19 protein-coding genes are annotated in these 17,933 nt (G+C 54.8%); 6 read left to right on the forward strand and 13 right to left on the reverse strand.

What is annotated here, in order from left to right:
* The first annotated feature begins 8 nt into the window (after positions 1-8).
* The 4 genes from BN1124_RS06830 (at position 9) to BN1124_RS20780 (ending at position 5,332) form a co-directional block, all read left to right on the forward strand.
* Complete coding sequence (locus BN1124_RS06830) at positions 9-911, forward strand: LysR family transcriptional regulator (RefSeq protein WP_042640297.1); 903 nt, start codon at positions 9-11, stop codon at positions 909-911.
* Between the two features lie 149 nt (positions 912-1,060).
* The gene (locus tag BN1124_RS06835) at positions 1,061-2,053 is read left to right on the forward strand and encodes a zinc-dependent alcohol dehydrogenase family protein (RefSeq protein WP_042640299.1); all 993 of its coding nucleotides are present in this window, start codon (positions 1,061-1,063) and stop codon (positions 2,051-2,053) included.
* A 360-nt stretch (positions 2,054-2,413) separates the two neighbouring features.
* Entirely contained in the window at positions 2,414-3,226 is an 813-nt protein-coding gene (locus tag BN1124_RS06840) for an NADPH-dependent F420 reductase (protein WP_197066174.1), read from the forward strand.
* 1,428 nt (positions 3,227-4,654) lie between these two features.
* Positions 4,655-5,332, forward strand: coding sequence for a DUF4145 domain-containing protein (locus BN1124_RS20780; RefSeq protein ID WP_197066175.1), 678 nt, complete (start codon positions 4,655-4,657; stop codon positions 5,330-5,332).
* An 85-nt stretch (positions 5,333-5,417) separates the two neighbouring features.
* Here the strand turns inward: BN1124_RS20780 and BN1124_RS20535 are convergent, their stop codons facing one another.
* From BN1124_RS20535 to BN1124_RS06895, 12 genes are all read right to left on the reverse strand, one after another.
* The gene (locus tag BN1124_RS20535; RefSeq protein ID WP_052445577.1) at positions 5,418-6,089 is read right to left on the reverse strand and encodes a Rha family transcriptional regulator; all 672 of its coding nucleotides are present in this window, start codon (positions 6,087-6,089) and stop codon (positions 5,418-5,420) included.
* Positions 6,090-6,539: 450 nt separating this feature from the next.
* The gene (locus BN1124_RS21235) at positions 6,540-7,370 is read right to left on the reverse strand and encodes a hypothetical protein (RefSeq protein WP_156128121.1); all 831 of its coding nucleotides are present in this window, start codon (positions 7,368-7,370) and stop codon (positions 6,540-6,542) included.
* A gap of 68 nt (positions 7,371-7,438) precedes the next feature.
* On the reverse strand, positions 7,439-7,891 hold the full coding sequence (locus tag BN1124_RS06850) for a phage virion morphogenesis protein (protein WP_042640303.1): 453 nt from the start codon (positions 7,889-7,891) through the stop codon (positions 7,439-7,441).
* Entirely contained in the window at positions 7,873-8,343 is a 471-nt protein-coding gene (locus BN1124_RS06855; RefSeq protein WP_042640305.1) for a phage tail protein, read from the reverse strand. Before BN1124_RS06855 ends, BN1124_RS06850 begins: the two co-directional genes overlap by 19 nt.
* Before the next feature lies 1 nt (position 8,344).
* Complete coding sequence (locus tag BN1124_RS21795; RefSeq protein ID WP_197066176.1) at positions 8,345-8,680, reverse strand: peptidoglycan-binding domain-containing protein; 336 nt, start codon at positions 8,678-8,680, stop codon at positions 8,345-8,347.
* On the reverse strand, positions 8,677-8,970 hold the full coding sequence (locus tag BN1124_RS20785; protein ID WP_082041471.1) for a putative holin: 294 nt from the start codon (positions 8,968-8,970) through the stop codon (positions 8,677-8,679). Before BN1124_RS20785 ends, BN1124_RS21795 begins: the two co-directional genes overlap by 4 nt.
* 95 nt (positions 8,971-9,065) lie before the next feature.
* Positions 9,066-9,278 carry a TraR/DksA C4-type zinc finger protein gene (locus BN1124_RS06870; protein WP_042640307.1) on the reverse strand — a complete coding sequence of 71 codons (213 nt, stop codon included), beginning with the start codon at positions 9,276-9,278 and terminating at the stop codon, positions 9,066-9,068.
* Between the two features lie 2 nt (positions 9,279-9,280).
* Positions 9,281-9,484, reverse strand: a complete 204-nt coding sequence (locus BN1124_RS06875; protein ID WP_042640309.1) for a tail protein X — start codon at positions 9,482-9,484, stop codon at positions 9,281-9,283.
* Positions 9,484-9,954 (reverse strand): head completion/stabilization protein, encoded by a 471-nt coding sequence (locus BN1124_RS06880; RefSeq protein WP_042640311.1) that lies wholly within the window; start codon positions 9,952-9,954, stop codon positions 9,484-9,486. Before BN1124_RS06880 ends, BN1124_RS06875 begins: the two co-directional genes overlap by 1 nt.
* Positions 9,955-10,051: 97 nt before the next feature.
* Positions 10,052-10,732 (reverse strand): phage terminase small subunit, encoded by a 681-nt coding sequence (gpM, locus tag BN1124_RS06885; RefSeq protein ID WP_042640313.1) that lies wholly within the window; start codon positions 10,730-10,732, stop codon positions 10,052-10,054.
* 9 nt (positions 10,733-10,741) lie between these two features.
* Complete coding sequence (locus tag BN1124_RS06890) at positions 10,742-11,773, reverse strand: phage major capsid protein, P2 family (protein WP_042640315.1); 1,032 nt, start codon at positions 11,771-11,773, stop codon at positions 10,742-10,744.
* An 11-nt stretch (positions 11,774-11,784) separates the two neighbouring features.
* A complete protein-coding gene (locus BN1124_RS06895) occupies positions 11,785-12,618 on the reverse strand; it encodes a GPO family capsid scaffolding protein (protein WP_042640317.1) in 834 nt (277 codons plus the stop codon).
* Positions 12,619-12,774: 156 nt separating this feature from the next.
* On the opposite strand from BN1124_RS06895, the gene BN1124_RS06900 reads away from it, so the two are divergent.
* Positions 12,775-14,544, forward strand: coding sequence for a terminase ATPase subunit family protein (locus BN1124_RS06900; protein ID WP_042640319.1), 1,770 nt, complete (start codon positions 12,775-12,777; stop codon positions 14,542-14,544).
* On the forward strand, positions 14,541-15,599 hold the full coding sequence (locus BN1124_RS06905; RefSeq protein ID WP_082041473.1) for a phage portal protein: 1,059 nt from the start codon (positions 14,541-14,543) through the stop codon (positions 15,597-15,599). Before BN1124_RS06900 ends, BN1124_RS06905 begins: the two co-directional genes overlap by 4 nt.
* 419 nt (positions 15,600-16,018) lie before the next feature.
* On the opposite strand, the gene BN1124_RS06910 is transcribed toward BN1124_RS06905, so the two are convergent.
* On the reverse strand, positions 16,019-17,923 hold the full coding sequence (locus BN1124_RS06910) for an SEL1-like repeat protein (RefSeq protein WP_042640321.1): 1,905 nt from the start codon (positions 17,921-17,923) through the stop codon (positions 16,019-16,021).
* Positions 17,924-17,933 lie beyond the last annotated feature (10 nt).

Genomic DNA, 17,933 nt, shown 5'->3' on the forward strand with positions numbered 1-17,933 from the left:
GTGATCACGTGCATACCAACATGATTGAATACCTTAATATTTTTATACAGGTTGTTGAGCAGGGTAGCTTCACAAAAGCCGCTGATGTACTTCAGATCCATCGCCCCACCGTGAGCAAAGCGATACAGCAGATAGAGAATGATCTGGGTGTAAAACTCATTCATCGTACAACCCGAAAGCTGAGCGTTACTGCTGAAGGGGATGAGTTCTATCATCATGCCAGGCATGTTCTGGCTGAAGTTAATGACATGATGGCCAGTTTTTCACCGACTCTTCCACCGCGAGGACGCCTGCGACTTGATGTACCCCTGGCGCTGGCGCATGCCATCTTGATCCCTAATCTCAGGCATTTTCAGGCATTGTACCCAGGTATTGAAGTCGTGCTGGTTTCATCGGATAAAAAAACCGATTTGATTACGGAAGGCGTAGATTGCCTTGTCCGCCTGGGTGCGCTTCAGGATTCAAGTTTTGTTTCCAGACGTCTTGGTGACATCAGGATGGTTACCTGTGCAGCCCCGTCTTACCTGCGAGAGCACGGTCGGCCGGAAACACTTGCGGATCTGGATCAGCATCGGGCGGTTAACTTTTTTAGCGATCACAGTCGTGAGGTGATGGAATGGAAGTTTATCGAGGACGGGAGTGTCATTTCGCTGCGCCCTGCGAGCAGTATACTGGTTGATAATTCTGATATTCTGCTTTCCTGTGGTCTGGCCGGTCTGGGTATTATCCAGGCCACCTTTGACGCCCTTGCCCCCCATCTTTCTTCCGGCGCTCTTGAAGAGGTTCTGACGCAATACCCCTCGGTGTCGAAGCCCGTATCAGTGATGTTTCCGGACAGGCGCTATCTGTCTCCAAAAGTACGGGTTTTTATCGACTGGTTCAGTGACGTTATGACCACACAGATCCGCTGAAGCAGGTTGATTGTTAATGGATAATTAATACTGAAGTTCCCTGTCGGCTATTTCTGGTGCGTTTATAACAATGTAGATTGTTCACAAATGATTCGGACATCCCTTCAGCATTATTCTGAAGATGTACCGTTAACTGACGAGAGCTGAATATGTCTAAAGTTGTTACCTTTAACCGCACCGGTGGTCCGGAAGTACTGGAAGTTGTTGATATACAGGTGCCCGCGCCGGCAGCGGGTGAAGTGCAGATTCGCGTACATGCTATTGGTCTCAACCGTGCAGAAATCATGTACCGCAACGGTCAGTATGTTAATGAGCCGGAATTTCCGGCTCGCCTTGGTTATGAAGCAGCTGGCGTTGTTCAGGCCGTAGGTAAGAATGTTGAAGAGTTTGCCAGTGGAGATCTGGTAAGCGTGATCCCTTCATTCATGTTTAATGAATACGGCATGTACGGCGAACTGGTCAACGCACCGGTGCACGCTGTCGTGAAGCATCCGGAAAACCTTTCCTTCGAGGAAGCCGCCGCAAGCTGGATGATGTATGTCACCGCTTATGGTGCGCTGGTTGAATTTGGCAACCTTCAGGCTGGTCAGAATGTCGTGATCCGCGCAGCATCAAGCAGCGTGGGTCTGGCTGCCATACAGATAGCTAACATGCTGGGTGCAAAACCCATCGCGCTTACGCGCACCGCAGAAAAAAGCGAAATGCTCCTGAAAGCCGGTGCAGCCGCCGTTATTGCTACAGCGGAGCAGGATATGGTTGCTGAAATCAATCGTGCAACAGATGGCGCGGGAGCCCATATTGTTTTTGATCCCGTCGGCGGCCCCGACGTGGCAAAACTGACTCAAGTAATGGCACCGCAGGGCATGTTCTTTCAGTATGGCGCGCTCGATAGCCGTGACATGCTTGTGCCTGTATTTGATATTCTCGGTAAGCATCTCACTCTGCGTGGATATGAGCTGTTTGAAATCACGATGGACTCTGAAAAAATGGCGCGCGCAAAATCCTTCGTCACAGAAGGTTTACGAGTCGGCAAACTGAAGCCTGTCATCGATAAAACGTTCCCGCTCGACGAGATTGCAGACGCCCAGCGCTATATGGAGGCCAATGGCCAGGTAGGCAAAATAGTTGTGGTCGTAGAGTAATTCTTACCGCAGTATTTTATAAATGATTTTGCTAATGAGTCATGGCGCCAGCAGCCCGGTACGCCTGCGTATTGTACTGAACTGAACTGAACTGAACTGAACTGGATAAGGTGATACTCAGAGAAGCACTTTTAGCAGCAGATGCAACTCGTGCCCCAAAAAACCGCGATGAGCTGTTAACGATATTTATGCCCCCCGGTGCAACTTTTACGCATGAAGAAATTATCGCGCATAACCGTGCCGTAACCGCATAACGCAATCAGCCTAAGACTTTATGAGTAAACTATGACAGGCCGGGCGCATCGCATGTCGTTACTAAGCTGACACATATTTCCATTGTAGAAATGCGGGGTTTTAACTATGAAACCGCTCATTGTCTGTAAACAAACAACTGTTCAGGATAAAAAAATGAATCAACCCCCCCCACTTAACATTGGGATACTTGGTACAGGCCACATAGGTAAAACCCTGGCCCGGAAACTGGCAGCTGCAGGACACAACGTAAAGGTCGCTAACTCGCGTGGCCCGGAAACGATTGAGGCTGAAACACTAGAAACAGGTGCTTTGCCTGTTAAGGCTGAACAAACCGTCAGCGACGTTGATGTGTTAATACTTTCAATACCGCTTATGCGGATCCCTGAGATTTCGCAGCTCATCCGGGACCTGCCTGCTGACGTTATCGTGGCTGACACGTCTAATTATTATCCGCACCGGGATCAGAAAATTGACGCGATTGAAGGCGGCCAGGTGGAAAGCCTGTGGGTTGAGGAGCAGTTAGGTCGACCCGTTATTAAAGCATGGAATGCGATTGGCTCCGGATCTTTTGCAGCCAAAGGCAAGCCAGCAGGCGCAGAAGGCCGCATTGCCATTCCCGTGACCGGGGATAATAAGGAGCATCGTGAACTAATTATGAAATTGGTCAGCGATACCGGTTTTGATGCCTATGATGCCGGCAGCCTGGCAGAATCCTGGCGTCAGCAGCCGGGGTCTCCGGTTTACTGCACAGATCTGCATTACGATGAGATATCCGCCGCTCTGGCATCAACTGAGGCATCTCGTCTGGCCACAAGAAGGGATCTTGCAGCCGCCATATTTCAGGAGCGGGCCGGCGACAGCAGGACCAATCCGGATGCTGATTTTGGTGTACAGGTATCACGTATAATCTTTATGTAAGTATTTATCGGGCGCTCAGAGAGAACTTAACATATCCACCATTCAGTACAGGAGTTCGAGGTATTACCGCGAGCTCCTGAATTGCCATATTAGATTCATACACTCCAATACCGTTTCTGTGCCGGGAACAATTTCCGCTCCTCGCTCATAACTGACCGAGGTCCTTCCTGCGGGCGGCTTGGTGCCAAAAACGGTCGTTCATCGAGCGCCACGGAAAGAACACTCCACAGATGTAAAAACCGTGGCGAGTCATTTATGCCAGAAACTGCAACTTCTCTAATTGCATATTCCGGCCGTAAATGAACACCTATTCCGGTTTTAAATGAACGCTGATTCCGGCTTGCGTGTACACCGATTCCGGACTGCTCTGGACACGTACTCTGGAGCCAAATGAACGGTCATGATTCGACCTGTGGGCATGATAACTGCCGTGCTGCGCTTGGCTGCTGGCTTGTTCGGCGAGTCGAAAAGATGCCTCCCCTCAAAGCTCAGCTTCTGCTCGAGTACTCCCTGTCGGCATCCTTTCCGGAAATGGTGTACACAGATTCCGGAATCGCTGTTCAACTTGGCCGGAATACGCACTAATGCCTCTTCAAGTGAAGCTCGTTCTTTACCGACCAGTAGTTGTAACGGGAAAGGCAGACTGGGCGCTGACACGGTTCCCATGATTTCAGCAACTGCCGCAATCACTCGCAGGCTTCCGTGACGGAGGTAGAACATCCACAGGGACTTGTTCACAGCTTCCCTAAAAGGCGTTGCCGAGTGAGAGAAAGACTCAACGGTATATGTATGTCCCCAATGGCGCTATTACACTTGGCTATATTTTTATATAAATCAGATGGTTGAAGTAAGTTTCTTACGCGCATATCACTTGGTTTGCGCCAGAGTACTAACTTCTTTCTTGGTACTGGCCCTTTTGAAGGGGATGGTCTCGTTCACGGTAGCGATGCGGAAACACTGAATTCACCATCATCTTTGCGAATTCTGTGATAAGCGGCATGCGATGCCCTATGACGAAGTGCCATTCGTTGCGAATTAGCCGTGTTACTTGCTCCATCTGTTTGCTATCAAATGTTATAAGATGCAAACGGAGCCACTCGATTTAAAATCCCTCGCTTTTCGAGGCGTGCCGGTTCGATTCCGGCCTCGGGCACCATTAAAATCAAAGAGTTACGAAGGCCACTAGCGATAGTGGCCTTTTTGTTTTTGGCCAAATGGCGACAGAGTGGCGACAGCGGTTTTCAGTGTTTTTATACTGGTTAAATAGCTGAGGTATCGGCTAATAGGTATTGATAGCCCAGTCTCATGTATGGATTAATACTTATTAATAAATATGATTTTCTCAATCTGTTTTGAAATTTCCCTCAAGTTTTTATTTTCTTTTTAATTCTATTATGTGATCTATTATTGTTTGTAAAATGTGAGTGAATGAAAATGGCTGAATTAATTGCTGATTGCCCAAGATGTCATGTAAAACGTACAACCTTCTCTATTCTAAATCATGATGGAAATAACTCTTATAGTTACAATGAGTTATTTTGTAAATGCCACCACTGTTATAAAACCGTTGTATTTAGTGTGGCACCAATAAGTAATGGAGTTAGGGAATCTATCAACTCAAACAGATTGATAAATTTGACGCAAAGTATTTCTGAGGTCTCCGTGGTTACAGTTCAGCCAAATGGTATTATCCCTCCCCCCGAACATCTCCCAGAAGATATAATGGTGTGTTTTAATGAAGGGGCTCAATGCTATTCTATCGGTTGTTATAATGCCGCAGCAACGATGTTTAGGTTGTGCCTGGATAAGGCAACAAAGTCATTCCTCCCGGAGGATCCCATGGCTCCTCCTGTTGCAAAAATAAGACGAAGTCTTGGCTTTAGAATGGACTGGTTGTTTGAGAATAATATTCTACCTAGTGCACTGAAGGGGCTGGCGGAGTGTATTAAAGATGATGGAAATGATGGCGCTCATGAGGGCATTCTTTCGAAAGTAGATGTTGATGATCTGATTGATTTTACCATCACCTTACTGGAGAGACTTTATACTGAGCCTAAGAAGATTGAATTAGCTAACCAACGGCGGTTAGAAAGAAGACAGCAATAAGGCCCAAGAGGGCCTTTTTTCATTTCGGATGTTTACCAATCGTTAGCGCAAAAGTTTGCGGTGCGATCGGGGATTGGGAACTGAATTACCACAGTCTAAGGCTTTGGCCTATCTGGCGGGTTTGGTCGTGCAGGGGACGCAGTACTCGGGCCCAGTTGCTGTCGTCGTCGGCATAGAGGGCCGGGGGGAGGTTGCGGGTGTGGTTGACCAGCACCGCTTTGGCCTTAGCTAGGGTGCTGGGGTATTCGCGCACAATGGAGTAGCAGTTCGGCGCTTCTCGGTGTTCGGCGGCGTAGAGCAGATTTTCCACGGTCTTGGCAAGATGCAGCATTTTGTCGGCGGCGCGCCAGCACCAGGCGAGATCGTTCAGCCCGTCATAGCTTAGGCCGACTGCTGGTTGTGGGCGCTGTGTGGCGGCGAGGTGCTCGGCCATCCAGTTAAAGGCGTTGATATAGGCCTCTTTGGTCGCCGCTGCCTTAGCGCCGGTGAAGCCCATCACCACAAAGATAAAGCCATCTTTGGTCATCTCGTAGAAACGGGAAGAACGCTTTGCCCCATTTCCAATTTCGACCTCTTGGGACATCTCCGCAAAATTGCGGAGATGAAAATCTGAGCTGCATTCGAGGTTGCGGATCTTCTTCAATACGTCGTCATGACGCTTGCCAAAGAGTTCGGCGACTTTCAGGGACGTGGTGACAGGTTGGCCTTGTTGAAGACTGATGATCTCGGCAGGGGTAAAGCTGTTGATGCTGTTCATAGTGTGATTCCTGTGATGCAGTGAATCGCCACCTAAGAGACCAATCTTACTGGTGACGAACTGGACAGGATTGGTCTTACCGGGCATCACAGGGATCCGGCGCCCCCGAAGGAGCTCCTGCCCAGCCCGTCATAACTGAGATTGCGGGTACTACTGGGCCGCACAAAAAAACACGCGGGCGCGTGTTGTGCGCTGTGATGCTGTCGGGAGACCAATCCCGGCAACGGATTTTGCCGTTGCCTGCGCAGTATCGCGCAACCAACCGCAACCATCAACCACCAATCGGCACAACCCCGCCTGACCGCACACAACGCCAACAGCAGGGTAGCGACTTCAAGCAGGGCAGGGGATGTCTGTTTTGCGAGGGAGCAAACACAGAGCTGCGAGCTGGATAAGGTTGGCGTACCTGCTCCCCGCATGGCCCTTACCCAACTCACCTTGGTGGGAAAATCATGGCTTGCTGGGTGTTTGTTCTTCCGTTGTGGTGGTTTTTTCCATTGACGGTACGGTAGTGCTCTCTATTTGTTCATGACGTAAATAAAAAGTTCCTTCCGCTGGTGACCAAAAAGCACATTTTATGGAATTGCAGGCAATTTGCATTGCTTGTATACCATCAGGATACTTTGAGTATTTAATATTTACAGCTGATTCATATTTTCCATTAGTGAAATCCTCCATATGCTTTTTTGCCATGCTTGAGCCATCATCAGACACATAGTAAATCAAACCGATAAATGCTATGCAGAGAACCAGCGATATTGAGAACTTTATATATATGTAAAATGCCCTGTCTGCGACTTCACTAAATGGTTTTGCCTCTTCTTCAGTAGGACACTGTGAAGTGAGCATTTTGAATAATGTATTTCTTTTTATTCTGCCACTAATGTTGTCTATAAACTGAAATGTATTTTTTCTTAATTTTTTCAATTGCTTAAATGTAAGCGCCGTGATTGACATCATTACTATGAACCCAAGGAATAGAAGTAATGCTACTAAAAGAACCTTGAATAGCAAGAGAACCAATCCCATTGAGCCAATTAATAGAGATTCTTCCCTAGATTGTGGAAATAAGCTACTACTAACATGGAACACTGAAAGGTATCCATCATGTATACTCATGCCAAAGAGGTAAAGAATAGCAATGGAAGCTAACGGAAGTAGCGAAAAGACTATCTTGCTAAGAAATACGGGTTTATTTTCTTGAGGAATAGATAACACATGTGATGTGCCTTTGGTTACTCGACGATGGATTCGATTCTTTAACTCCGTATTCTGATTCATTTTAACCTCTCAAGCGAATGGAATGTTTCAGAAATATGGTATGAGCTGCGTCATCGTTCGGCAACACGCTAATTTGTGAAGTGGATCAACAATAGCGCCTCCAGTTGCTCTATCTCCTGATTGGTGATGCCTAGCATGTCCCGCGCCGGATAGCGGATCTCGCGACCCTTGATGCGGTCTTTGAGGCCGTATTGGTGGATGGTGGCGAGCCGGTTGGCGGTGCCGACAAACTCCACGACGGCCTGCTGTTCACTGGCGCGGGCCTTGAGCCAGGTGGTGTTGCTGATCTTGAAGAACATCTTGCGGCGAAGGCGGCCCCGGCCTTTCTTCAGTTTGAGTTGTGGCTTGCGCGGGGCCATGGGGTGGCCATCGGGCTGGAGGTTGGCCCGGATCCGTTGGGCCTGGCTGGCGCGCAAGGTGCGGGCCATCTCGCTAGCCAACTGACGGCGAGCCGCCGGCTCCATGCTGGCCAGCAGGCCATCTGCCCAGTGGGTCAGGTGGCTCAGATCGTCGGTGGCCACGGCTGATGCTCCCCATTGATAAAGAGTTCCCAGGTGATGCCGTCATAGGGATCTTCCGGCGGCTCTGGCAGGTGTTCCCAGCCAATCCCCTGCTCGTTTTGCCACACCCTGACCCGCTCGGTCAGCTTGACTGTGATGATTAGGTCCATCAGGTCGTTCGCGAGGTATTCGGCCTCGAAGGTGATGCCCTCCTTGCGCATCTCGTCGTTGGTCATCAGCTCAGGCTGGTGTTGGCGCAGCCAGGCCAGCAGCGGCACCATGATCTGATCCGGGTGGCCGGCAAAGTCCTCGATGCCGATGGTGAGCGGGTATTGCCACTCGAACGAGAGCGAGCGGGCGCCGGTGCTTTTGACATTGCCCGGGGCGATGAAGATGTGCAGTTTGTCTGGGTTGGTCTTGAGGTGGGGCACGCAGCGGGTCAGCACCTCACGGATCTGTTTTGGTTTTTCCATGCTATTTCCCGTTTTGGTGTCGTTGTTGGCAGGCGATAAGGCTATCGACCTGAGCGGCGGTGGCCATGGCGGCCAGCGGCAGGCCCAGCAAATCAGCGCCGCTCCGCATGTGGTTGACGGTCAGTTGATTGCCGCGCTCGCTGCCCAGCAGGACAGCCATAGTGCGTGGCCCCGCTTGGCCGATGGCGGTGATCATGTGGTCCCGCTGGAAGGCGAGCAGGGTGTCTTCGGTGGCGCCACCAAACCAGCCATCCGGCTCGACCGGGTAGCCTGCCTTGGTCAGGCGGCGCTGCAGATCGGCCACGGCGGCGCCGGTATCCCCTTTTTTCAGGCTCATGGCAGGTACCTCCGGTTAACGTTGCGGGCATTCGGCGTGGGCTGGCGGCGGTGTGGCAGCAGACGCATGACCGAGCCGCGAGAACCGATCAGGGCGGTCAGTACCACGGTGGCCAGCAGGACAGCTGCGGGATCTGGTGATGGCAAAACACCCAGCATGGCGGCAACTAACGGGGCGGCCAGAGCCCCAGCCACAAAGGCGGCGATAAACAGCCCGGCTTTGCGCAAGTTGCCGAGCTCGGTGGTCGTGACGATGAAGACCAGGGCCCCGGCGAATGCGCCGAGCAACACCCTGGGTCTACACCTGGGAAGAGTGACAGCATGGCCAGCCCTGTGACGGTGAAGGCGGCAACGCTGGATGAAACAAGTTCGGGCATCGTGATCTCCTATCGTTGATTGTGGTGTTCGGCCAGGGTCTGGCAGTCGGTGCAACGCTCACAGCCCCTGATCGCCTCGCGGCGTGCCTGGGGGATGGGGTCGTCACAATCGATGCAGTAGTGGGGGCCGGTGCCCGCAATGCGGGCGGCGTGGATGCGGGCAGCCAGTTGCTGCTCGCTGATGTTGGCCAGTCGTTCGAGTTCGTCGTCGAGGCGGCTCATGGTCAGTCCCATAGCTGGATCAGCGGCTGCTCGGCCTGGGTGGGGGCCGCTGGCATTGTGATGAGGGTTCCGGTCGGGATGATGGGGCCGAGCGCGGCCAAACCGGGGTTGAGGTTGAGCACTTGCTCGGTGATGCCTGCGGTGTAGCCGTAGTGCCGAAACAGGATGAGATCGAGGGTGTCGCCCTGCTGGCTGCGCAGTTGCATCAGATCAGCTCCACTGTGTTGTGGGTAGTGCCGAGGATGTCGCGGATGGCAAAGCGGGCGTCGCGGTAGAGGTCGTCAGAACTCACGACTTTGGCATCTGCCCCTTTGACGCCGTCACCGGTGGCGCTGTAGTCGGTGTAACGCTCCAGCAGGTTGGCACGGGTCATGGCATAGACGGCGCGTCGGTAGCTGTGCAGGTGCACTGATTCGTTGTTGATGCGCTCACTCGGCACAGCGGCCAGAGTGGTGTGGCCTTCGTCCTGGCGGATTAGGCGCCAATCAGCCAGATCGCGGTTGACGCTGGTGATGGCGTCGACCACGGCATGGGTGAGGCGTGCGGTAGTGACGGTGCCATCCAGCCGGATTGTCTCGTGCAGGTCAGGCAGCGAGATCGCCGGCCAGAAGGGGCTGGAGGTTATCTCCCCTTCGGCTGGTGTAGTTGGTGCATTGGCAATGAATCCGGTGCTCATGTTGTTCCTTCTCCGCTGGTTGGGCGGTGGTCGGGCCGTCTGGTATGCCGCTGGCATTCGTCAGGCCCGAGCCGCCCAGGGTGCGGGGTTCGCTCGGTTAGCTGCCGCCGCCAGTGGCGTCGGGTTGCTGTTCTTTTTTCAGTTCACGCTTGAGCACTTCGAGCTCCTTCTTGATGCCCACTTTGTCGTGCAGCTCGATGGCGCGCCGGTAGTGCTCTGCGGTTTGCTGCTTGAGCCCCTCGGCGTAGCAGGCACGGCCCACGGCCTTGTGCAGCTTGGCGCGCACCTGGTCGAAGATGTCGCAGCCGGCGAGTAGGGCCATGTATTGGCCGAGCAATGACAGGGAAGGCCCGGTACCAGCCTCTTGCTGCTTGATGGCTGTGTCGGCGACTTCTTCGGCGATCATGGTGGCAGCGGTACGCTCGTAGCGGTCCGGGGTACTCAGGCCGTGGCGGATCACGTAGTCAGCCATGGGCAGAGCCCCTGCCAGATCGCCGGTGTCGAGGTGCCAGAGCATGACTGTCACCAGGACGTCATCCTGTCCGCCCTGATCGGCGGCCAGCAGGCCATCAATCCAGGGTTTGTAGACGGCCAGCATGGGGCGCTTGGCGTCGATCTTGCGTTCTATGCTCTGGATGTTTTTGAGGGTGCGGCGGTGTTCGGCCAGCTGCAGCAACTGGAGCTCGTAAGCGTTGGCGCGAGCCTGGTCGAACTGAGGATTGGCCACCCCTTGCAGGGCGGCCAGTGCTTTTTCGCGGTGGCGACGGGCGGGTGTCATGTCACCCCCTTATGCGCCGGGGGCCGGGTTCGGCCCCATGACGATGTTTTCGACCAGGGCGACGCAGTCGTAGTCCTCGATCACATAGGCGTCATTGGAGCTTTCGTAGTTGACGATACGGTTGCGCTTGGGCTCTTCCTCGATATGGCGGCGGCGAGCACCGTCTTGCCAGTAGATGGAGAGGTTGCTGAGCTTAGTGATCAGCAGGGCGTTGTCGGGGAAGAAGGGGACGCGCACAGCCTTGAGGCCGCCGATCTGCTTCTGGCTTACCAGCACCTGACCGGCCAGCTTGTTCTGGTTGTCGCTGGCGTCATTGATGATGGGGAAATACTTGTCCGACAGCAGTTTGCGGCCGCAGATGACCACCAGATCGGTGTCGTCCTGGAACCAGGGCTTGATCAGCTCGTTGACGGCGTCGAACACCAGGGCGTCGAGATTTTTGTAGTCGCCGTCGGCGGCATCCACGTAGATCTTGCTGCTGCCATCGGTACCCTCGCTCATGACCTGGGCCGGGGCATCCGTGCGGATGTGCTTCAGCCAACCGATGTTGACGTCTTGCAGCAAGGGGTTGGCATTGCGATCGGTGTCGGGCGCCGCGCTGGTGCCGTGCCAACCGATCGTGATCCGGTCCAGCCCCTGCCGGGTGATGATGGCGTCGCGGATCCGGGTCTGGAAGTCTGGGAACTTGGCCCAAGAGTCGAGCTGGGCGTAGCCGATCATGGTGTCGTAGTTGGTCTGGGCGCACTCGTAGTTGTGGTCATACAGGGCGGCCGGGTTGTTGGGCTGACGGTCTTTGGTATCGGTGTTGGTACGGCCCGCGATGGTGCTGCTGATACCAATGCCGACTTTCTGCCCCTTGAGTTCATCCACCTGCACCATGTTGATCATGGAGAGGAAGGAGACCGACTCCTGCACCTTGGTTTCCAGGGGCTGCTGGACGCTGGGCTGCACGTTGAACTGCACCATGGCGCTGGTGATGGCGTTGAGTTTGGCCACCTTGCCGGTGAACTCGTTGAACTTCTGGCGGGTTTCATTACGCATGGATGGGGTCCTTAGCAGTCGGTTTCGATGGTGGTGCCGCTGTTGTTACCGGTGGCAGGCTGGCGCTTGTGGCTGAAATCTTCCTGGCCTTCCAGCTTGGCGGTGAGGTCAGCCAGTGCTTTGGCGGTGGCTTCCTGCTGGCTGGTCAGTTCGGTGATGGTCTGGGCCTGCTCGGTGAATTTCTTCTGCAGGTCGGTATCAAGGCTGGTGACCTCCTTGGCCACGGCCTCGACAGCCTTGTGCACGTCACTGAAATCGGTGGTGGATTGCTTCTTGTGGGTGGAGAGCAGCGCGGTGACCCGTTCCAGCAGACTGGGGCCTTTGTCGCCTTCTTCTGAAAGCTCGATTTCTGTTTCGATGGCGCAGCTGAACAGGTTGGCCGGTTTCTGTTTGCGGGCTGCCAGCGGGCTGTTTTCACCAGCACCTGCGCAGAACTGCAGGTATTCGGTACCCAGACTGGCCGGGCTGTCGGTGACGGCCAGACCGACCAGATAGGCTTCGCCGGTGCCGGCAAAGTCCAGATCCAGCTCGATGGAGGTGTAAACCTTCTGGCGGGCTTTGGTCAGTTTGATCAGGTCGTCGGTGGGGTCGATTTCTGCGAACAGGGCCATTTTCTTTTCGTCGTCGATCTCGACTTCTTCGGCGTAAACACTGCGCACATCGCCATAGGCGCGAAATGCGCTATCGGGGTAAAGGCTGCGGAAGTGTTCGAGGTTGACGCGGGCACCGTACTTTTCTTGGTTGTAGTTCTTGGCTGCTTGGGTGAGCCATTCCGGCGCGATGGTGCGGCCATCGGTGGTTTGGCCTGCCACCGCGACGCGCTTGAATTTTGCTTTCTTCGCCATGAGCTGGGATCCCTTTGGTGATTGGGTGGTGATGTCGCAGCTATGGTCTGGGCGAGTGGCGGGATCGTGCAATCGGCGGCCAGTGTATCTACGGCGGATACACTGGCGCGGGCGTCAGGGCGTCAGGGCGTTTGTCGGGGTCGGTAGACTGGCGCCATGACTACAGCACCCTTAGTTTTTCCTCATATCGAACCCAGACGGCAGGCCATGCACCTGTTCTTCCAGGGCTACCCGCTGCGTGCCATTGCAGAATTGCTGCAGGTGCCGGAGGGGACAGTCTCGACCTGGAAGAAGCGCGATGGCTGGGATGACATCAAACCAATTGACCGGGTCGACTTCGCCATCGAGGCACGGATGTGCCAGTTGATCGCCAAGGACATGAAGAGCGGTGGCGACTTCAAGGAGATTGACCTGCTGGGCCGCCAGCTTGAGCGGATTGCCCGGGTCAACAAGTACAGCAATGGCGGCAACGAGGCCGACCTCAACCCCAAGGTGGCGAACCGCAACAAGGGACCGAAGAAGGCCCCCGAGCGCAATGTGGTGGAGCCCGAGCAGCAGGAGCGCCTGCTCGAACGGTTTGAGTCGACCATGTTCGGCTATCAGCGCACCTGGTATGAGGCCGGCAAGCATCACCGGATCCGGGACCGGCTCAAGTCGCGCCAGATCGGCGCCACCTACTTTTTCGCCTTCGAGGCTTTCATCGACGCTCTGGTCACCGGGCGCAATCAGATCTTCCTGTCGGCCAGCAAGGCCCAGGCCCATGTCTTCAAGCAGTACATCATTCAGTTTGCCAAGGATGAGGGGGTCGAGCTGAAAGGCGACCCCATGGTGCTGCCAAACGGGGCGCACCTCTACTTCCTCGGTACCAACGCCCGCACCGCCCAGAGCTACCACGGCAATATCTACATGGATGAGTATTTCTGGATCCATGGATTCCTGGAGTTCCGCAAGGTCGCCTCCGGTATGGCGATGCACAAGAAGTGGCGCCAGACCTACATTTCCAGCCCGTCCAGCCTCTCCCATCCCGCCTATGCGTTCTGGTCCGGTGCCAACTTCAACCGGGGCAAGCCTAAGGCAGACCGGGTCGAGATAGACCTGAGCCACACGAACCTGGCTGAAGGCAAACTGTGCGCCGATGGACAGTGGCGGCAGATCGTCACGGTCGAAGATGCCGTGCGCGGTGGCTGCGACCTGTTCGACCTGGATCAGCTGCGGGGCGAGTACTCCGAGGAGGAATACCGCAACCTGCTGATGTGCGAGTTCATGGACGACACGTCGAGCGTGTTCCCGCTCGCCACCCTGCAGCGCTGCATGGTCGACAGCTGGGAGCTGTGGGACGACTACAAGCCCTTTGCCCAGCGCCCGATGGGCAACCGATCGGTGTGGATCGGCTATGACCCGGCCAAGGGTGGTCAGGGGGATAGTGCGGGCTGCGCCGTGCTGGCCCCGCCGGCGGTTCCCGGCGGCAAGTTCCGGGTGCTCGAGCGCCACCGCTGGAGCGAGATGGATTTCGACGCCCAGGCGCGGGCCATCAAGGCCATGTGCGATCGCTACAACGTGGGGTACATCGGCATCGATACCACCGGGATCGGGGAGGGGGTTTATCAGCTGGTGAAGCAGTTCTATCCGGCGGTGACCGCCATCCAGTACAACCCGAGCGTGAAGATCCAGATGGTGATGAAGGCACAGGATGTGATGAACAAGGGGCGGCTGGAGTTCGACAGCGGTTGGACCGATCTGGCGGCCGCTTTTATGAGCATCCGCCGCGGCGTGACCGCCGGTGGCAAGATGCCGACCTTTGAGGCCAGTCGCTCAGAGGAGACCAGCCACGCCGACATTGCCTGGGCGACGATGCAGGCCCTGTTACATGAACCGTTGGCAGGCGCCACCGGTGCCAATACCAGCATGATGGAGATTTTCGCATGAGAAAGCGCCGCGCTTCTCGCAGCAATCTGCGCACGACCCAGCCGGTGACGGCGACCCAGCAACCCGGCGCCTCGGCCATCGAAGCGTTCAGCTTTGGTGAGCCGGTACCGGTGCTCTCCCAACGGGAGGTGTTCGACTACCTTGAGGCGATGCACAACGGCCGTTGGTATGAGCCGCCCCTCTCCCTCAACGGGCTGTCACGGGTCTACCGGGCTGGGGGGCACCATGCCTCGGCCATCCAGGTGAAGCGCAACATCCTGCGCTCCTGCTTCATCCCCCATCCGAAACTCAGCCTGGCGGCCTTCACCGGGTTGGCGTTGGACTATCTGATCTTCGGCAATGGCTACCTGCAGGCGGTGCAGAACCGGATCGGCGGGGTGTTGCGCTATGACCACCTGCACGCCAAGTACACCCGGCGCGGGCTGGATCTGGATGCCTATTGGTGGATTGCCCAGCCAGGGCAGGAGCAGGAACTACCCGCTGGGCGGGTGGGCCATGTGATGGAGGCTGACATCAACCAGGAGATCTACGGCATCCCCGACTATGTCGGCGGGCTGAACTCGACCCTGCTCAACGAGTCGGCCACCCTGTTCCGCCGCCGCTACTACGAGAACGGCAGCCACGCGGGCTTTATCATGCACATCACCGATGCAGTGCAGAACGAGGGGGACATCGCCAAGCTGAAAGAGGCGCTGCGCCAGAGCAAGGGCCCGGGCAACTTCAGCAACCTGCTGCTCTACACCCCGGGTGGCAACAAGGATGGGGTGAAGCTGATCCCAGTCGCCGAGGTTGCAGCCAAGGATGACTTCCTCAGCATCAAGAACGTCAGTCGGGACGACCAGCTGGCCAGCCACCGGGTCCCGCCCCAACTGATGGGGGTCATGCCGAACAGCACCGGCGGTTTCGGCGATGTGACCAAGGCCGCCCAGGTGTTCGACATCAACGAGATCGACAGCATCAAGGCCAGCCTGCTGGCGTTCAATGACTGGGCAGGGGAGGAGATCATCCGGTTCAATCCTTACCGACTGTCAGATCTGACAGGGCAGGCAGAATAGGCGAGGCTAGAGTTACCTCGAGCGCTTGGAGTTTGTGTGTGTTCATACGGCATAGGAAAAGCCCCCTCACCGAGGGGGCTTTGTTTTGCATCTTATCTGGCGGCCTGAGCGCTCCGCCACTGCATCGACCCGCTTACCGCGCCCGACATATTCCCTGATCCTCGAGCACCGGCCCAGAGCAGCAGGCTCAGCCTGCCGACCTCTACCAGCACCGCTGGCGCGCAATCGGGACCCCGCCTCGCCTGCCCGCTTTATGTGTCGATTTCCATTCGGGTGAACGACTGTCGGCAGGGAGTAGTTTCCCGCGCCAGCACTGGCCGCGCGCGGAACTTTGGATCCTTTTTGCGATCCTTCACTTTCCGTCAGATCCTTTCACCTTCCCAGTGGGGGATGGCACTGTACTTCCCCGGTCTTTGCACTTACTGATAAGCGCACTTGGAGGCTTTGATATAAAAATCCGGCTTAGCATTGAGTTGACCATAGAATTTGCTGGCCAACTGATGATGCCAGTAGGGGGCCATCATCTCTTGGTGAGGTGACTTGGGGCCCAGGGTCACATGCTTGACCGGGGCAAGGTGGTTGGTTCGGTGCAGCTCCAGATAGAGTCGGGGAGGGGTGCTTTTTATCAAGTCAGGTGCTTGAATCTGAATTTCTTTGGCACCGTATTCCAGATGGGTGACGATAACGCGGTGTTCTTTCTCTGCTTCATAGTCCGCATCTTTGAGCAGATAGGGTAATGGCCCCAACAGCCACGACAGGTCCTGAAGCTTTTCCTTATCTGGGGTGGTACCCAGAAGATCGTTGACTGCGGTCTTTAACTCATCAAACAACTGCTTGAGGGGCCCTTCTTCATCTTCGCCATGAATCTGCATCTCAGCTTTGATATAGACGACGCGATAGAAAGCTGCGCTCTCTTGAGGTGATTTCCCCGAATTAAGGAATGCTTGGTTATTTGCATCATTTGGGGCATCACCTTGTTTTTTTGACAACAGGTCGAACTCAAAAAAGTTGTCGATATTAAAGGTAATGGCACAGCCGCAGGCGTCTTCTTTTTGATGGTCTTTGCTGTAAAACCGCCACATATTCAGGCTGTCTTCCTCTGGCAGGAAGCACCCGACAAAGGCCGGTTTGCTTTCAACTGGAGTATGGCCAAGATGACGCCAGAGCAGCTTCCCTTCATTGGGGTCATTGAGCGCATTGATATGCCCCAGTCGTAGAGGGCTTTGCTCCAGTAACAGCGCATTGCCCACCAGCAGAGAGGTGTAGTGGGTCATGGTGAGCCCTGCTTTGACTTTCAGCTCGGCCAGGATGCGTTCCCGTATGTTGGTTATCTGGGGTGAACGTGCATGGCGCTTAGCTTGGTCTTGAAGTTCAATGGCTTGAAAACGGATCTGGGGTGAGGTATTTCGGGTAGCTTTGCGAAAAAGGGCTTGTGCCTTTGCATAGCTCTGCTTAACACCATCTCCATTCATATACATCTGGCCAAGATTGATGGTGCCCTGTCCATCTCCTCCCTTGCTAGCCTTGCGAAACCACTCAACCGCCGTGCGATAGTTTTGCTCTACCCCTCTACCCTCAGTGTATATAACCCCCATGTTGCACTGGGCCCGTGCGTTCCCTTCTTCGGTGCCCTTGAGGTACAACTCGATCGCCTTGCTATAGCTCTGTTCTACCCCTCGGCCTTCATCGTACATCCATCCCAGATTACATTGGGCATCAGAATCCCCTTTTTCTGCGGCTTTGCGATAATACTCGAAAGCCTTGCTGTCGCTTTGCCCTACCCCACAGCCTTGTTCGTACATAAGTCCTATAATGAACTGGGCTTTAACATCCCCTTGTTCGGCGGTTTTGAGGTACCACTTGAAAGCCTTGATATCGCTTTGCTCTACGCCTATTCCCTTCCAGTACATTATTCCCAGATTATATTGGGCATCAGCGTCCCCTTGTTCGGCGGCTTTGAGATACCACTTGAAAGCCTTGATATCGCTTTGCTTGACGCCTTCTCCCTTCCGGTAAAATGACCCCATATTGAACTGAGCTGCGGCGTGTCCTTGTTTGGCGGCTTTGTAATACCACTTGGCAGCAGTGTGAGCGCTTTTCGTTACCCCTTGGCCATCCTCGTACATAACTCCCAGATTGAACTGTGCATCTAAATGGCCTTGTTCAGCAGCCCTCTGATACCACAAAAGAGCTTGGCTATCACTCTGCTCAATGGCTTGCCCAAAATCGTATCGTTCGCCCAGGTGAAATTGTGCAGCAACATCTCCCCCCTCGGCTGCCTTTATCAGTGCGGTGATATCTTCTGGTAGTTCTGACCTATCCATATTCGATTAC

The organism is Aeromonas eucrenophila (genome assembly GCF_000819865.1).
GTDB lineage: Bacteria > Pseudomonadota > Gammaproteobacteria > Enterobacterales > Aeromonadaceae > Aeromonas > Aeromonas eucrenophila.

Excerpts from the sequence above, each read along its gene's own strand:
- BN1124_RS06875 (WP_042640309.1), bottom strand. The coding sequence starts at position 9,484 with ATGCAACTGCGCAGCCAGCAGGGCGACACCCTCGATCTCATCCTGTTT.
- BN1124_RS20780 (WP_197066175.1), top strand. The coding sequence starts at position 4,655 with ATGAAAATGGCTGAATTAATTGCTGATTGCCCAAGATGTCATGTAAAA.
- BN1124_RS06905 (WP_082041473.1), top strand. The coding sequence starts at position 14,541 with ATGAGAAAGCGCCGCGCTTCTCGCAGCAATCTGCGCACGACCCAGCCG.
- BN1124_RS06880 (WP_042640311.1), bottom strand. The coding sequence starts at position 9,954 with ATGAGCACCGGATTCATTGCCAATGCACCAACTACACCAGCCGAAGGG.
- BN1124_RS21795 (WP_197066176.1), bottom strand. The coding sequence starts at position 8,680 with ATGAGCCTGAAAAAAGGGGATACCGGCGCCGCCGTGGCCGATCTGCAG.
- BN1124_RS21235 (WP_156128121.1), bottom strand. The coding sequence starts at position 7,370 with ATGAATCAGAATACGGAGTTAAAGAATCGAATCCATCGTCGAGTAACC.
- gpM (WP_042640313.1), bottom strand. The coding sequence starts at position 10,732 with ATGACACCCGCCCGTCGCCACCGCGAAAAAGCACTGGCCGCCCTGCAA.
- BN1124_RS06855 (WP_042640305.1), bottom strand. The coding sequence starts at position 8,343 with ATGGAAAAACCAAAACAGATCCGTGAGGTGCTGACCCGCTGCGTGCCC.
- BN1124_RS06900 (WP_042640319.1), top strand. The coding sequence starts at position 12,775 with ATGACTACAGCACCCTTAGTTTTTCCTCATATCGAACCCAGACGGCAG.
- BN1124_RS06910 (WP_042640321.1), bottom strand. The coding sequence starts at position 17,923 with ATGGATAGGTCAGAACTACCAGAAGATATCACCGCACTGATAAAGGCA.
- BN1124_RS20535 (WP_052445577.1), bottom strand. The coding sequence starts at position 6,089 with ATGAACAGCATCAACAGCTTTACCCCTGCCGAGATCATCAGTCTTCAA.
- BN1124_RS06890 (WP_042640315.1), bottom strand. The coding sequence starts at position 11,773 with ATGCGTAATGAAACCCGCCAGAAGTTCAACGAGTTCACCGGCAAGGTG.
- BN1124_RS06895 (WP_042640317.1), bottom strand. The coding sequence starts at position 12,618 with ATGGCGAAGAAAGCAAAATTCAAGCGCGTCGCGGTGGCAGGCCAAACC.
- BN1124_RS06835 (WP_042640299.1), top strand. The coding sequence starts at position 1,061 with ATGTCTAAAGTTGTTACCTTTAACCGCACCGGTGGTCCGGAAGTACTG.
- BN1124_RS06870 (WP_042640307.1), bottom strand. The coding sequence starts at position 9,278 with ATGAGCCGCCTCGACGACGAACTCGAACGACTGGCCAACATCAGCGAG.
- BN1124_RS06840 (WP_197066174.1), top strand. The coding sequence starts at position 2,414 with ATGAAACCGCTCATTGTCTGTAAACAAACAACTGTTCAGGATAAAAAA.